The organism is Desulfobotulus alkaliphilus, from assembly GCF_007830435.1.
Taxonomy (GTDB): Bacteria; Desulfobacterota; Desulfobacteria; order Desulfobacterales; family ASO4-4; genus Desulfobotulus; species Desulfobotulus alkaliphilus.
In genome coordinates, this window is record NZ_VLLC01000003.1 from 77391 (window position 1) to 92222 (window position 14832).

The 14832-nt window shown below is 51.4% G+C and carries 13 protein-coding genes; 11 read left to right on the top strand and 2 right to left on the bottom strand.

Features of this window, described 5'->3' with window-relative positions; all coding sequences use genetic code 11:
- The first annotated feature begins 14 nt into the window (after nucleotides 1-14).
- The 3 genes from LZ24_RS03105 to LZ24_RS03115 all read left to right on the top strand — a co-directional run bounded on the left by LZ24_RS03105 (nucleotide 15) and on the right by LZ24_RS03115 (nucleotide 2723).
- Nucleotides 15-1154 carry a hypothetical protein gene (locus LZ24_RS03105; RefSeq protein WP_144682242.1) on the top strand — a complete coding sequence of 380 codons (1140 nt, stop codon included), beginning with the start codon at nucleotides 15-17 and terminating at the stop codon, nucleotides 1152-1154.
- A gap of 668 nt (nucleotides 1155-1822) precedes the next feature.
- Entirely contained in the window at nucleotides 1823-2056 is a 234-nt protein-coding gene (locus LZ24_RS03110; RefSeq protein WP_144682244.1) for a hypothetical protein, read from the top strand.
- A 193-nt stretch (nucleotides 2057-2249) separates the two neighbouring features.
- Nucleotides 2250-2723, top strand: a complete 474-nt coding sequence (locus LZ24_RS03115; RefSeq protein ID WP_144682246.1) for a ferritin-like domain-containing protein — start codon at nucleotides 2250-2252, stop codon at nucleotides 2721-2723.
- A gap of 100 nt (nucleotides 2724-2823) precedes the next feature.
- On the opposite strand, the gene LZ24_RS03120 is transcribed toward LZ24_RS03115, so the two are convergent.
- A complete protein-coding gene (locus tag LZ24_RS03120; protein ID WP_144682247.1) occupies nucleotides 2824-3648 on the bottom strand; it encodes an ion transporter in 825 nt (274 codons plus the stop codon).
- 258 nt (nucleotides 3649-3906) lie between these two features.
- On the opposite strand from LZ24_RS03120, the gene prmA reads away from it, so the two are divergent.
- Nucleotides 3907-4836 carry a 50S ribosomal protein L11 methyltransferase gene (gene prmA / locus LZ24_RS03125; protein WP_144682249.1) on the top strand — a complete coding sequence of 310 codons (930 nt, stop codon included), beginning with the start codon at nucleotides 3907-3909 and terminating at the stop codon, nucleotides 4834-4836.
- Nucleotides 4837-4868: 32 nt separating this feature from the next.
- Here prmA and LZ24_RS03130 read toward each other — a convergent pair whose 3' ends face one another.
- Nucleotides 4869-6209: a trypsin-like peptidase domain-containing protein gene (locus LZ24_RS03130; protein WP_144682251.1), complete on the bottom strand. Its 1341-nt coding sequence runs from the start codon at nucleotides 6207-6209 to the stop codon at nucleotides 4869-4871.
- A 156-nt stretch (nucleotides 6210-6365) separates the two neighbouring features.
- On the opposite strand from LZ24_RS03130, the gene LZ24_RS03135 reads away from it, so the two are divergent.
- The 7 genes from LZ24_RS03135 to jag all read left to right on the top strand — a co-directional run bounded on the left by LZ24_RS03135 (nucleotide 6366) and on the right by jag (nucleotide 14640).
- Nucleotides 6366-8858, top strand: coding sequence for a TIGR03960 family B12-binding radical SAM protein (locus tag LZ24_RS03135; protein ID WP_144682253.1), 2493 nt, complete (start codon nucleotides 6366-6368; stop codon nucleotides 8856-8858).
- Nucleotides 8859-8877: 19 nt separating this feature from the next.
- Entirely contained in the window at nucleotides 8878-10431 is a 1554-nt protein-coding gene (locus LZ24_RS03140) for an Rne/Rng family ribonuclease (protein ID WP_144682255.1), read from the top strand.
- Between the two features lie 248 nt (nucleotides 10432-10679).
- The gene (gene rpmH, locus LZ24_RS03145; protein ID WP_144682257.1) at nucleotides 10680-10814 is read left to right on the top strand and encodes a 50S ribosomal protein L34; all 135 of its coding nucleotides are present in this window, start codon (nucleotides 10680-10682) and stop codon (nucleotides 10812-10814) included.
- Between the two features lie 267 nt (nucleotides 10815-11081).
- Nucleotides 11082-11447 (top strand): ribonuclease P protein component, encoded by a 366-nt coding sequence (gene rnpA, locus LZ24_RS03150; protein WP_144682259.1) that lies wholly within the window; start codon nucleotides 11082-11084, stop codon nucleotides 11445-11447.
- On the top strand, nucleotides 11440-11652 hold the full coding sequence (yidD, locus tag LZ24_RS03155) for a membrane protein insertion efficiency factor YidD (protein ID WP_144682261.1): 213 nt from the start codon (nucleotides 11440-11442) through the stop codon (nucleotides 11650-11652). The genes rnpA and yidD overlap by 8 nt, the downstream gene beginning before the upstream one ends.
- Nucleotides 11653-11823: 171 nt before the next feature.
- Nucleotides 11824-13458 (top strand): membrane protein insertase YidC, encoded by a 1635-nt coding sequence (yidC, locus tag LZ24_RS03160; protein WP_144682263.1) that lies wholly within the window; start codon nucleotides 11824-11826, stop codon nucleotides 13456-13458.
- Between the two features lie 12 nt (nucleotides 13459-13470).
- The gene (gene jag / locus LZ24_RS03165) at nucleotides 13471-14640 is read left to right on the top strand and encodes an RNA-binding cell elongation regulator Jag/EloR (RefSeq protein WP_144682265.1); all 1170 of its coding nucleotides are present in this window, start codon (nucleotides 13471-13473) and stop codon (nucleotides 14638-14640) included.
- Nucleotides 14641-14832 lie beyond the last annotated feature (192 nt).

Consider the following 14832-nt stretch of genomic DNA (forward strand, 5'->3'; position numbering starts at 1 on the left):
CCAAGGAATCTTCCATGTCCCTTTTTTACAAGCGCAGTTTCACCGTTCTCATGATTCTGGCCATGGCCTTTGGCTTTTTCCACCTTTTCATCCCAAAGGAAACCATCCCCTTTGATTTTGAACGCCTGCACATTTTTCTTTTTAATCTCTGTGCCGGTGGCGGACTCATCCTTTTTCATACCCGAAGAAACCTGCCAGAGCCCATGGGTATTCTGCTGCCGGTTTTTCTATGCCTGAGCCTTCTCTTTGCCCTTTCCGCCTTTCTGGAAAGCTACATCCCTGCCATGCTCTGTGCCCTTATGCTGGCCATTCTGGTGGAATCCGAACGCATACGGAACTTCTCTTTTTTTCCTTTGGATTTTTTTAAGGACAGGGTACCCGTGGAAAAAAAATTCCATCAGGCAGCCCTGCTATGCCTTTCCTCGGGCCTTGCCATTTCCGTTCTGGTCATGTTCAACGAAAGCTACGGCAACTGGGTTTCCATGGAAAAGCTGACCCTGAACACCTTTTTTCTGGGTTTTTCCTTTCCCGTATCCCTTATCACCATGAGTGTGATGTTTCAGATTATCGGGGATAACCGGGTGCGGATGACGCGGGTTTTAAAAAACATCGGCTTCTGGTCCGTCAATCTCGGTGTCATTATTTTTTTTATTTTCATCCTGTTTGAATGGCCTTCCCTTCAGCTGGTCATATCCCTGATACTTTTCGGGGCGGTCCTCCTCATTCTTATTCTTTTTCTTCAGGATCCCATGCAGGCCCAGCAGAAGGCCTTTCTTACCTCGGGCATGCTTTTTCTGGTATTTACAGGCATCAGCGGCATTGCCTACATTCTTCTGGAGATGACACCCTACTATACCTATGAAAACGGGAAAATTCTTTTAAAAATGCACAGTTTCGCATCCCTTTACGGATGGAACCTCAGCGGTCTTGTGGTGATCATGCGCTACGAGGACTTTCCCATCAAACTGCACTCCAGAACCCTGATTCTGACCCACTGGCTCACCGTGCTTGTTCTGGCCCCCATGGGATACTTTTCACCCTTTTTTGCCCTTGTGGGGCTGCTGGCGTATATTGTTCTGTTGGAAGTCCTTTTTTTCAGCGCAAAAAGTGCTGGGGAAGAAACAAAGCCCCATGTCCGGCTAAAGGAATTGTGAAACACTTCTGTATTCCAAAAACAGGTCTTTTTGATTTGTAACTGTTCAGCACAGTTTATTTTGAACTGCCAATGCTGTAGTTGCAGCAGCTTTGTACTGTTGCAAGGCTCCGTGGCTATTTGCAAGTGACATTGCAATCGTTTCGGATCAGAGCTTTGCAGACCTGTGCGAAAGAAGCGGAAAACTGTCTGAGCCGCCACAAAGGCAGCGTGCCAAAGCCTACCATGGTAATCAAAAAGCTTATCCTGCCTGTGGCGGGGAGTTTTTGCCGCTTCCGCACAGGGCAAGAAGATCCCGAATAAGATTGCGTCACGGGCAAATAGCCTGGGGCCTGTGCGTCTGTCTTGCAGCTATGGTACTTGGAAAACTGTGCTGAATAATTACTTTGATTTTTAACAAGGTCGTTCTGCGGTCCTGATTTATTCTGATGGCTGACTCTCTCAGCCACAGCCTGCAGGTCCGATGGATTATGGTGCGGGCGGATATTTTAATGGGGGCAGGGGTGGAGGCCTGCCCCTGCGAATGGTTTTTACGGTCCGGATTCCTGTGGCTGAAAAAGAGCAGAAAGTTTTTCATACACTGGCACCTTTTGTGCATTTATCAAAAAATGTTTTCACCGGAATTTTTCCGTCTTTACTTATCCACCCAGCCAGACAAGGAGATATGCCATGACAGAAAAAGAAAACAGGCGCTACAAGGTTAAAATGGCCTGCCCCCAGTGCGGGTGCAGCAATCTTACCACCCTTTCCAGGGAAGAAATTCAGCAACGCTTTGGCGATCTCCCCAATGTGGAGCTGGACTGCCATGAGTGTATGATTAAATATGAGACTGCCCGGGCAGATGCCTGCCCTGAATGGGATGCGGAATGCCTTATGATGCAGGAAGGTAAAGGGGCCTCCTGAAGGGTGTGTATAGAAAAAGAAACTTTTTTGTATTGACAAACACCATGACCATGCTGACATAGTTCACCTTAATTTTTCACCATACCCATACAGCAGCGATAATGGAAAATCGGGATGATCCTTAAAATCCATTTTTATAATTTAAAAACTTTCTCCCGCAGGGAGAACAGACTTCCAAGGAAAGGTAAAAAAAATGGCCTTTGATTTTAATGCGGATGAAATTTTCCAGATGGCAATTCAGATCGAGCAGAATGGCACCAAATTTTACAGAAATGCGGCAGAAGGTGTACAGAAGCCCGAAGAAAAGGAATTTCTTCTCAAGCTGGCTGAAATGGAAGTGGATCACGAAAACACCTTTACGGAAATGAAGCGCAGCCTCTCCGAAGATGAGAAGGCTAAAACCGTATTTGATCCTGAAAATGAAACGCTTCTTTACCTCAAGGCCCTTGCGGATACCCGCGTATTTTTCCAGAAGACCATTGATACTTCCAGCCTTAAGGAAATCCTCAAGGAAGCCATTGTTGCCGAAAAGGATTCCATCGTCTTTTATCTGGGCATGAAAGAGCTGGTCCCCGCAGGCAAGGGCAAAGAGCGTCTGGATGCCATCATCAAGGAAGAAATGGGCCATATCCGTCTTCTGAGCAAGGAGCTCATGGCCATCAAGTAGTCTTTGTTTTATAATTAAAAATAAAAAAGGTTCCGGTGCATCATTAAAAAAGCACCTGAACCTTTTTTTGTTTCTTATGCCCATGGGGGGAGGATGATACCTATCTCCCGGATCCAGAGGAAACCTTTCTGTTCAGCTCCAGAAGCAGGGCTTTCATTTCCGCAAGCTCCTGTTTCAGGGCTTCTGCCTCAAGCTGGCGGGTACATTCCTGTTCCTGAGCCTGAGACTCCTGCATATTATTCACAATCACCCCGATAAAAAGATTGATGACAATGAAGGTTCCCATGAGGATAAAGGATACAAAGTAAAGCCAGGCCCAGGGGCTTTCCCCAAGCAGGGGGCGCATTACGCCGCTGGCCCAGGATTCCAGTGTGACCACCTGAAAGAGGGTGAGCAGGGTGACATGCATGGAGCCGAAGTATTCCGGGCTGATGCTGCCAAAAAAAATCGTTCCCATCACGGAGAATACATAAAAAAGCAGTCCCAGCAGAAAGGCAATGTTCCCCATGGCCGGGATGGTTGCCAGAAGCGCACCTATCATACGCTGCAGGGAGGGAATGATGGAAATGGTACGCAGCACCCTGAGAATGCGCAGGATACGCAGCACAGATACAAAATGGCCTCCGGCAAGGACAAGGCTGCTGGCCACAATGAAAAAATCAAAAAGATTCCAGCCATCCTTAAAAAACCCGTAACAGGGCCGGGATCCGGCTATGCGTATGAGGATTTCTATGGTGAAAATAATAATGAATATTTTTTCAATGAGGTAAAACCCCTTCTGAAAAGAAAGGTAGAGGGAGGGATAGGTTTCCATGCCAATGACAATGGCATTGAGAATGATCATGGCAATGATGAAATTTTTGAAACGGGGATTTTCCGCAAGTGTGTGGCAGCGTTCACGGAGGGTTATGGGAAAGGATGCCATTCTTTTGTCCTGTATATAATTGGGGTTTCCGTTGACCTAAGGGCGTTCGCCAGCTTTTTTATGGGCCCACAGAGGCTTTCTCCGCTCTCTTTTTCAGATAAAACCGGATTGATCAATACCCGGAATGAAAGGCTATGGATTTTTTTGCAGGGGAAGTATAGAGGTAGGGGCCTTAAAGCCTGCTGCGGCCTTTGTTTTGAAAAAATGGCTACGGCCGATCCGAAGGCTGTATAAACAACCCCTTATGAAAGCTGAAGAATGAAGTGGATAGCCCTTAAAATCATTTTTGAAGGTGAAAACCCGGCCATGATGGAAGATCTTCTGGCAGCGGTTTTCGCAGACCATGGCATCAGTGGTGTCAGCATTGACCAGCCGGATCTGGAACCCGAGGAAGGATGGGGGGATGATGCCCTGCCAAAGCCGGAGTTCCCTGCGGTGACCGGCTATATCCCCAAAAACGGGGACGCAGAAAAACGCATGGATGCCATTGTGAAAGAGGCCTCTGAACTGGCCCTTGCCTTTGGCTTCAGTCTCCGCAGCCAGAGTGCTGAAATTGACGAGGAAGACTGGGCCGAAAGCTGGAAGGCTTTTTTCTGGCCGGAAAAAATCGGCAGACGCATTGTCGTAAAACCCACCTGGCGCAGCTATGAACCCGAAGGGGATGACATTGTGCTGGAGATTGATCCCGGTATGGCCTTTGGCACGGGAACCCACCCCACCACCTCCCTTTGCATACAAAAAATTGAGGCGCTGATCCGTCCCGGTGATGCGGTGCTGGATGTGGGCACAGGCTCCGGCATTCTTCTCATGGCTGCTGGCGCCCTTGGAGCAGGAAGGCTTGTGGGAGTCGATAACGATTCTGTTGCCATTGAGGTGGCTGCGGCCAATCTTTCCCTCAACGGCTTTGGCCCGGAAAAACGGGATCTTTTTGTGGGCAATCTTGCGGAGAAAGCCCAGGGTCCCTTTGATCTGGTGGTGGCCAATATCCTTGCGGAAGTGGTGGTCATTCTGATTCCCGACATCGGCAGGGTGCTGCGGCCGGGAGGTCGGGTCATCCTCTCCGGCATCATTGAAGAAAAAGTTCCCATGGTGATGGATGCGCTGAAGGCCAGCGGTTTTTCTGAATCCCGGTACGAACTGGACAGGGGCTGGGCCGTATGCGTGGCCTCACTGAACGCCCCTGCCTGATCGTGGCAGGGGAGCGGTCCCTGTTTACTTTTTCAGGATTCCAGTGGCAGGGTTAAGGTATATATCCGGTTTCCCCGCTGTATACGCAGGGAGACTTCCCTGTCCATACGATGCCGGATCAGGGCGGCATGGAGGTCGGAAAGGCTTGTGATTTCCCTCTCTCCCAGACTCCGGATACGGTCGCCGGGCCGGACACCGGCACGATCCAGCGCACTGTTTTTCCGGACCTCTGTCAGCACAACGCCATGGGGCGTTCCCGGCTGTTCGGCAGCCTGAATGCCCATGAGCTTTTCCGGCAGGGCTGCTGCCCTTTCCATGGGGAAAGACCGGGGGGTCATGGAGAGGGTGAGGGATCTTCCCTTTCGCAGCAGATCCAGACGGACAGGGGTTTCCGGCATCAGCATTTCCAGATGCTCCCTGTAGTCTGTAATTTTTGTCACTGGCTGGCCGTCCATGGCAGCCAGCACATCCCCCGGGCGTATGCCTGCCCCTGAGGCGGGAGAGTCCTTTTCCACCTCCCGGACCAGAAGGCCCTGCACCTCTCCCTTACCAAGATAATCCGCAAGGCCCCTGTCCATCTCCTGTATCCTGAGTCCGGCCCAGAGGGGAATCACCATGCCGTGTTCAATGAGGTCCTTTGCGATTCTCCTTGCCCTGTCAATGGGAATGGCAAAGCCGATGCCCTGCGCCCTGGCATGGATGGCCGTGTTGATACCAATAAGCTCTCCCCGGATATTCAGGAGGGGGCCTCCGGAGTTGCCGGGATTGATGGAGGCATCGGTCTGGATGAAACGTTTGAAAACCTGACGGTTGCTGCGCACATGCCGGTTGGTGGCACTGATCACCCCTGTGGTGACGGTATGGGAAAATCCAAAGGGATTGCCAATGGCGATTACCGTTTCACCGATCATGAGATCGTGGCTGACTCCCATAGGGGCCTGGGGCAGGGCAGTATCGCTTTCAATGCGGAGAACGGCAAGGTCGCTTTCCGTATCCGCTCCCACAAGCAGGGCAGGAAGCTCGCTGCCGTTTTCAAGGGTCACGGTAATGGTTTCTCCCCTTGCCACCACATGGGCATTGGTCAGCACATAACCCCTTTCTCCGTCAATAATGACACCGGAGCCAAGGCTGGTTCGCTGCTGGCGCATCCCCGGACTGCCCTCAAAAAAATCCCTGAAGAACTCATCAAAAAAAGGGTCGCCAAAGCCCCTTCTGTGCCGGGTTTCCGTGTAGGCCGCACTGATATTGACCACAGCCGGTGCCACACTGCGTACCGCAAGGACAACGGGAGTTTCCCGGTCCGGCAGTGCGGCATGGGCCTGCAGAGAAAGAAGAATACACAAACAAAACAGAATCCATTTGCCCTTGATCATGACTTCTGCTATCCTTTTTTATTTTGTATATGAACGTTTTTTGTGGTGTTCTGGTCAGTGCATTTTTTGGAAGAGACGCATCAGACAAGCCTTTTCCCGCCCCCCTTTTTGCCACCGGACCCTTATTTTCCAAGACCCTCTGCCTCCGGTAATATCATGTCCTTATCCAGCCATCAATTTGAATCCATTCTTTCCAGAGTGGAAAAACCCAGCCGTTACCTCGGTACGGAAGTCAACAGTATCCGCAAGGAAGGCGGGAATTATTTCCGCGTGGGCCTTGCCTTTCCCGATATGTATGAGATCGGAGCCTCCCACTTCGGCCTGCAGATTCTCTACGACATCCTGAACAGGGATGAAAGCATTGCGGCAGAGCGTATCTATGTGCCTGCCCCGGACATGGCCGCCCTGCTCAGGGAAGCGGGGCTTCCCCTTGCCACCCTTGAAACCCGTACCCCTTTGGCCGAGCTGGATATTCTCGGCATCAGCCTGCTCTATGAGCTGAACTACACGGGGGCACTGGAAATCCTGAACCTTGCAGGCCTGCCCTTTTACAGCCATGAGAGAGATGAAACCCATCCCCTCGTCATCGCAGGTGGTCCCTGTGTCTGTAATCCTGAACCCATGGCTCCCTTCTTTGATGCCATGCTCATGGGTGACGGAGAAGAACAGCTCCTGGCCCTCTGCCACAGCGTTCAGGAATTTAAAAGGGCCGGTGGCGGTACCCGCAGGGAACTTCTCAAAAAACTGGCCCTGACAGACGGTGTATATGTGCCATCCTTCTACACACCTTCCTGGGACGAAAAGGGTCTGCAGCGCCTTGAACCGGAAGAAGGCCAGCCCCCTTCCGTGAAAAAGGCCGTACTGGCTTCCCTGGAAGCCGCCCCCGTTCCCCTGAGACCTGTTCTGCCCTTTACCAATCCGGTTCACGACAGACTGCGCCTTGAAATTGCGAGGGGCTGTACAAGGGGCTGCCGCTTCTGTCAGGCAGGTATGCTGTACAGACCCGTCCGGGAACGGTCCATGGAAAGGCTTCTGCAGATCACGGAGGTGGCTCTGGCTGCCACGGGTTATGACGAAATGTCCCTTTTGTCCCTTTCCACGGGGGATTACGGTTGCCTTGCGGATCTCATGGAGCATCTCATGGACCGTTATGCCGGAGAACAGCGGGCCATCAGTCTGCCCTCCATCCGGGCCGGACGCCTGACCCCGGAGCTGATGGAACAGATCAAAAAGGTTCGTAAAACCGGTTTCACCATTGCCCCGGAGGCGGGAAGCCAAAGACTCCGGGATGTGATCAATAAAAATATTACAGAAGAAGAAATCGTCAATACGGTAAGGGATGCGGTTTCTCTGGGATGGAATCAGATCAAGCTCTACTTTATGGTTGGCCTTCCCACGGAAAGCGATGAAGATTTGCAGGCCATTGTGGACCTTGCGGATAAACTGCGCCGCTTCCGCACCCCCCAGGGCAAATGGGGACAGGTGACCGTGAGTGTGGGCACCTTCATTCCCAAGCCCCATGCGCCCTTTCAGTGGGCGGGAATGATTTCCCTTGATGAAGCCATGGAAAAATTCCGTTTTCTGAGGAATCGGCTGAAAATGCCCGGTGTCCAGTTCAAATGGCAGCATCCGGCCAGCAGCCATCTGGAGGCCCTCTTTTCCAGAGGGGACCGCCGCATGGCTTCCCTTCTGGTCCGGGCCTGGGAAAAGGGCTGCGTACTGGACGGCTGGTCCGACTACTTCAAACAGCATCTCTGGGATGAAGCCATTGCCGAAGAAGGACTGGATGTGGATTTTTTTGTTTCCCGCCAGCGTTCTCTGGATGAACCCCTGCCCTGGGACGTGATGGATATCCGTGTCACAAAGGATTTTTTGAAGCAGGAATGGGAAAAGGCCTTTGCCATGACCCGGACGCCGGATTGCCGGGAGGGGAGCTGTGCAGGGTGTGGTATCTGCGATTTTGATACCATTGAACCCAGACTTTTTTCAGGTACAGAGACCCAAAAAGTTCCGCCCCCCCGCATGCCGCAGCATTTCAGGAGTCTGCGGGTCAGTTTTGAAAAAACAGGGCCTGCCCGTTTTTTCGGGCATCTTGAAATGATTCAGATTCTTCTGAAGGCCCTGCGCATGGCCGGTGTCACCTTCAGGTTTTCCATCGGATTCAATCCGAAACCGGAAATCCGTTTTACCGATACCCTGCCTTTGGGCATGGCCAGTCTTTGTGAAAATTTTATTCTGACCGCAGGCGCTGAAGTTTCTGCAGAGGGCTTTGAAGACAGGGTGAACCCCTTTCTTCCTGAAGGCCTTACAATCACCGCATGCAGAGAGGCAAGGCCGGGGGAAAAGGAAGATCCGGTATTGTATTATGAAGTACGCAGTCCTGCCCCCTTTGATCCGCAGAAATTAGCGGATTTTGCAGCCAAAGAAGAATGGATTCTGGAAAAGCCCGGCAAAAAGGGCAAGGTAAGACTTCTGGATATCAAAAAATTCATTGTTCATATGGATATGACAGAGGAGAGGGTTCTGTCCCTTTCCCTGCGATCCTGGGAAGAGAGAACCCTTCGGCCTGCACAGGTATTGACGGCGGTTTTTGACATGACGCCGGAGGCGGTAAGCAATCTTGACATTATCAAGGTATATGCCGGTTAAGGTTCAGGAAAGGGATGTTTTGAAAAAAGAACTGATCGTGAATGTGGCACCCGGGGAAACCCGTGTGGCCCTTCTTGAAAATGGTGTCCTTGCAGAGTTTTTTGTGGAGCGGGGGGAGGAAGAGAATATCACGGGCAGTATCTACAAGGGGCGGGTGCAGCGGGTACTGCCCGGAATGCAGGCAGCCTTTGTGGACATCGGGCTGAAGCAGGCGGCCTTTCTCTATGTGGATGACGTGATGCCGGACCCCTGCGGACTGGAGGTGGAGGATCCGGAAGATGAAACCGAAGGCCCCCCCCGCGCTCTGGGGAAAAACAACAGGGAAAGCCGCCACCGGATTGAAGCCCTTCTGAAGGAAGGTCAGGAGCTCATGGTGCAGGTGATCAAGGCGCCTGTGGGTACCAAAGGTGCCCGGATTACCACCCAGATCTCCCTGCCCGGCAGGTTTCTCGTGCTCATGCCCACGGTTCCCCATGTGGGAATATCAAGGAAAATCCTCTGCGATGGGGAAAGGCAGCGCTTAAAGGATCTTGTGGAAGCCCACAGGAATTCTGAGCATGGCTATATTTTCCGTACGGCAGCCGAAGGGGTGGAAGCCCCTGCCGTTTCAAGGGAAATCGATGTGCTGGACCGCCTCTGGGAGATGATTCAGGCGCGGTATAAAAATCAGAAGGCACCCACGCGTATCCACAGGGACCTTTCCGTCACCTTCCGCTCCCTCAGGGATCTGCTCACCCACGATGATGCCCGCCGTCTGGTGATTGATTCAAGGGAAGGCTGCGAAGCCGTGCGCCAGTTCCTTGGCAGAACCATGCCGGATCTGGAAGTGGATGTGGTGCATTACAGCGGCAAGGCACTGATCTTTGATGCCTATAACGTAGAAGCAGAAATTCAGCGGGCATTGAAAAAAAAGGTCTGGCTGAAATCGGGCGGCTACATTGTCATTGAACAGACCGAAGCCCTTGTGGCCATTGATGTGAATACGGGGCGCTATGTGGGCAAGGAGAATTTCGAGGAAACCATTCTCCTGACCAACCTTGAAGCCGTCCGGGAAATAGCCCATCAGATCCGCCTGAGGAATCTCTGTGGTATCATCATCATTGATTTTATTGATATGGCCCGTCCGGCCAATCAGGACAGGGTGTATCAGGCTTTCCGGGATGCGGTACAGGCGGACAGGGTGAAAACCAATATTTTGCCCATGAGTGAGCTGGGACTTGTTCAGATGACCCGGAAAAGAACAAGAAAATCCCTTTCACGGATTCTTTGCAGCAATTGCCCCTGCTGTGACGGAAGGGGCCATGTGGCTTCTCCTGTGAGCTTATGTTTCCAGATTTACAGAGAGCTGCTGCGGTATGCGGCAGATGCCGCAGGTGAGGGCTTTACCATTGTCTGTCACCCGGAAACCGCCGAAGAAATTCTCCGGGGCTCAAGGTCTCTTGTTGATGTGATTGAAAAGAAAACCGGTATGCAGGTACAGGTAACGGCAGATCCGGCCTGCCACCCTGAGGAATTTGATATTGTTGAAAATCTTAAGGTAAAAACCAGACCCGACACCGGAGAATCGGGTTGACAGTCTTGGGGAAATATGATTCCCTGATGCGATTTGTCCGGAGCAGGAAACCTCCCCGGACAAGGGGTGTGATGGAAAATCTGTATAAAAAAAGGTGTTTTTCATCAATATACAGGTGCATTGTACCCCTCTTGAAAGCTTGTGATCAGCATGCGGTCCTGCATGGGTAAAGGTGTTTTTTCAGGGCAGGCAGCTTATAAAACCGTAACACAACAGCAGGCCTCTATGGTCTAAGGGAAGTAAGGATTATGAAAAGAACATTTCAGCCAAGCCGCATCAAGCGGGCAAGAAACCATGGATTCCGCAAAAGAATGTCCACCACTGCGGGCCGTCGCATTATCAAGGCCAGAAGAGCCAAAGGACGTAAGCGTCTTTCTGCCTGAAAAAGTTGTTTTTTTAGTATGATCTGACTCTGCGCTGCCCTCAGGGCAGCAGCGGAAAAAACCGTTGAAACACAGTTTTTCTGTTTTACTGAAAAAAGTGTCGGTGTTGTTTCGGGATTCTTTAGGATATTCCCGGGAACAGGACTTAAGGGTTGTAAAGGCGTACTGTAAAACCAAAGCTGTTTCCGAAGCAGGCCCGGACACCTTGCCTCTAAGGAAGCACAGGTTTGCAGCGACGGGTAAGAGGGCTGTCAGAGGAGAACGGATTTGCAGGGATTTTTTACAAAGGGAGACCGCCTGCGAAAGCGGGGAGCGTTTGTTAAGCTTTCAAAAACAGGCACCAAGGTTCATTCCCGCTATTTTCTTGCCCTGTTTTCCGGAAATGCTTTTTCCCGTCCCCGTGTGGGGATTACGGCTTCCAGAAAAGTAGGAAATGCCGTGAAAAGGAATCGCATCAAACGGCTTGTACGGGAATACTTTCGGACCTGCGGGAAAATGCAGGTCACTGGCTGTCTGGATATTCACGTCATTGCCAAGCGGGAAGTGGTGGATCAGACTTCAGACCGTATTTTCTCATCCCTTCAGGATCTGTTTGAAAAGATTGAGAGGAGATCGGGTGACCTAAGTGCTTAAACGTCTGATCCTGCTGCTGATTCGTATCTATCAGATCGTCCTGTCTCCCCTGCTGGGCCCATCATGCCGTTTTTACCCCACCTGTTCGGCCTACGCCTTTGAAGCGGTGCAGAAATATGGTGTTTTTCGGGGTGGCTGTATGGCCATTAAACGTATTTTGAAATGTCATCCGTTCCATCCGGGCGGTGTGGACCCTGTACCCTGATTCGGGAGAGGCTCCTGCCGCCCTTTTGTATTTGGTGACTGACCGTACACGCTTTAAGTATTTGTCTGCATGGAAAAGCCAACGCGGAAGGTCTGTGCCGGTTTAACCATTTTCCGGCCCGCGTCTGGGTAGCGGGCACCCGCGCACCTTTGGGAGTATTAGGAGTTATTCATGGAGCAGTTTCGTTTTCTTGCAGCTATTGTCTTGTCTTTTCTGGTTTTTATCGTCTGGAACTATTTTTTCATGCCGGAGCCGCCGCCTGTGGTGGAAAGGCCCCATGAAACCGCCCAGTCTGTACAGAACGGGGCATTTGTTCCGGATATGGCAGCAGCGCCAGCCCCTGTCCGGCAGCCTGCGGCAGAGGACCCCGGCAGGCCAGCCCGTCTGTTTACGGTGGAAACGCCTCTGTACACGGCTGTACTTTCCGAAACAGGCGCTGCCTTTAAAGGGCTTTCCCTTAAAAATTACCGGGAAGACTCAGAAAAAGGGAGTCCTGAAAAACAGGTTCTGGATCACAGCCTTGGCGCCAACTTCATTCTTTCCATGGAAAACAACAGCATTTCCGGCCTTGAAAATGCCATTTTTACGGGTCCGGAGCAGCAGAGGCATGTGCTGCAGAGCGGGGAAGGAAATCTGATATTTTCCTGGACTTCCCCGGACGGCTTTGTGGTGGAAAAACGCTATACCTTTTCACCGGAGAGTTATCTCATCGCCTGTGACATCCGTATCCGGAATACGGGCAGCCGGATTATTGCCGACCGCATGGGCCTTTCTCTGGTATCTCCCCTCGCGGACAGAAGGGCCATCGGCTTTGAAGGGCCCACCCTTTTTATTGACAGGGACGTGGAACGGCTTAAAATCAAGGATATCCGAAATAAAAGCCGCTATAACGGAAATATCCGCTGGATGGCCATTCAGGACCGTTATTTTGCCACAGCCATTATTCCTGCCAGTGAAGAGCCTTCTTCCATGAGGATTCTCATAGAAGATGACAGGGCATACAGGGCAACCTACTTCACGGATACCTTTCACCTTGCCCCGGAAGCTCTGCTGACCAAAAAAGCCTATTTCTATGCAGGCCCCAAGAGTGTGAATGTGCTCAAGGATGCCGGTTACGGACTTCAGGCACTGGTGGATTTTGGCTGGTTTGATATCCTCGCCCAGCCCTGTCTCTGGCTTTTAAACAAGATTTACAATGTGATCCCCAATTACGGGATCGCCATTATTCTTCTTACGGTATTTATAAAGATTCTGTTCTGGCCTCTGGGCAACAAAAGCTACAGGGCCATGAATGAAATGAAAAAACTGCAGCCCCTGATGATGGAGCTCAGGGAAAAATACGGTAATGACAAGCAGAAGATGAATCAGGAAATCATGAATCTGTACCGGACCTACAAGGTGAACCCCATGAGCGGCTGCCTTCCTCTGCTGGTACAGATGCCTATCTTCATTGCTCTTTACCGTATGCTGTATGAGGCCATCGAGCTGCGCCATGCGCCATTTATGGGGTGGATACAGGATCTTTCCGCACCGGACCGTCTTTTTGATTTTGGTTTTTCCATTCCCTTCATGCAGGAACCCTATGGTATTCCCGTGCTGACCATCATCATGGGTGCCACCATGTTTCTGCAGCAGAAAATGGCTCCCCCTGCGGGTGATCCCCTGCAGGCGAAAATCATGATGTTTTTGCCGCTGATCTTTACGGTAATTTTCATCAATTTTCCCGCAGGCCTTGTTCTTTACTGGCTTGTGAACAACATCCTGTCCATTGCGCAGCAGTATTATATCATCAGGACTTCGAAATAACGGGGAGAGGGCATGAATACCACAGTAGAATATGAAGGCAAAAGTGTGGAAGACGCCCTGGAAAATGCCAGCAGAAAGCTGAAGCTTTCCAAGGATAAAATTCAGTACGATGTGATTTCCTATGGTTCCACGGGTATTTTTGGACTGGTCGGGGTAAAAAAGGCAAAAATCCGCATCACCCTTTCCCAGGGGAAAAACGGGACCTCCGCAGAATCCGACCGCAAGGTCAGTGCATCCTCCCTTGTGGATGAAGCCTTTGGAGCTGTTAACGGTACGGCTCAGCCGCAGGAGAAAAAAAGCAATGGCGGTGGCAAACCCCAGCGTTCCCAGGGAAAGAAAAAGCAGGATTTGAGGGAGACCGTTAAAGAAGTGAGGGTGCAGCCCGAGACCCCTGCCAGCAAGGAAACGCTTCCGGAGGAAGAGTCCCTGTCTTCAGCAGCAGTGGAAGTGGAAAGCAGCGGTGGCCCCCTTGATCCTCCGGTGATGGAAAAGGGCTCCCGGTCCCGGTCCCGGTCATCCAGATCAAAAAACAGCCGGGGCAATGGCAGAAAACCAGCGGCTTCCCCAGCCCCTTCGACCAAAGGCAAAAAAGAGGATGCGCCTTTACCCGTCCCTGTCAATCTGCCGGAATCCGAGGGAGATAATTTTGTTGAAACAGAAGAAGAAAACCCGGTACCCGTTGAGGTGACACCGGAAATGATTGCCCGTGGCCGTGAAGTGCTGGAAAAAATCCTTCCCTATATCAGTGAGGATGTCACCATACGGGAAGAGGTGTCTCCGGGCCGTATCCTTTACAACCTGGATGGAGGCAATCCCGCCATCATCATTGGCAAGCGGGGACAGACACTGGAAGCTATACAGTATGTGGTGGACAAAATCGTTAACCGGGATGCAGAAGGCCGTGTCCGTATCCAGATGGATGTGGAGGGCTATATTGAAACCCGCAAGGAGCATCTCCAGCAACTGGCCCTGAAACAGGCGGAAAAGGCCAGGCGTACGGGAAAACCTGCCACCATCGGCCAGATGAATGCCCATGACCGCAGGATTATTCACCTTGCCTTAAAGGATGACCGGACTGTCCGCACCCAGAGTGTGGGGGAAGGTTACTACCGCAGGCTGGTAATTTTTCCAAAAAAAGTCCGCCGCCGCAGATCCGATGGAAACGGTAACGAAGAAAGCTGAAAAGCGGTCACCCACTGCTGGTATAAAATCAGTTTTGAGAAAGTACCGTTTCTCCTCACAGGGAGCGGTACTTTTTTTATTGGCAAATGAAGACGGGATGTAACTGTTCAGCACAGTTTTCCAGGTACCATAGCTGCAAGACAGATGCACAGGCCCCAGGCTGTTTGCCCGTGACGCAATCTTATTCGGGAG

Coding starts and splice junctions, on each gene's coding strand:
- LZ24_RS03110 (WP_144682244.1), top strand. CDS start 1,823: ATGACAGAAAAAGAAAACAGGCGCTACAAGGTTAAAATGGCCTGCCCC.
- LZ24_RS03115 (WP_144682246.1), top strand. CDS start 2,250: ATGGCCTTTGATTTTAATGCGGATGAAATTTTCCAGATGGCAATTCAG.
- LZ24_RS03135 (WP_144682253.1), top strand. CDS start 6,366: ATGTCCTTATCCAGCCATCAATTTGAATCCATTCTTTCCAGAGTGGAA.
- LZ24_RS03105 (WP_144682242.1), top strand. CDS start 15: ATGTCCCTTTTTTACAAGCGCAGTTTCACCGTTCTCATGATTCTGGCC.
- prmA (WP_144682249.1), top strand. CDS start 3,907: ATGAAGTGGATAGCCCTTAAAATCATTTTTGAAGGTGAAAACCCGGCC.
- LZ24_RS03120 (WP_144682247.1), bottom strand. CDS start 3,648: ATGGCATCCTTTCCCATAACCCTCCGTGAACGCTGCCACACACTTGCG.
- jag (WP_144682265.1), top strand. CDS start 13,471: ATGAATACCACAGTAGAATATGAAGGCAAAAGTGTGGAAGACGCCCTG.
- LZ24_RS03130 (WP_144682251.1), bottom strand. CDS start 6,209: ATGATCAAGGGCAAATGGATTCTGTTTTGTTTGTGTATTCTTCTTTCT.
- yidC (WP_144682263.1), top strand. CDS start 11,824: ATGGAGCAGTTTCGTTTTCTTGCAGCTATTGTCTTGTCTTTTCTGGTT.
- rpmH (WP_144682257.1), top strand. CDS start 10,680: ATGAAAAGAACATTTCAGCCAAGCCGCATCAAGCGGGCAAGAAACCAT.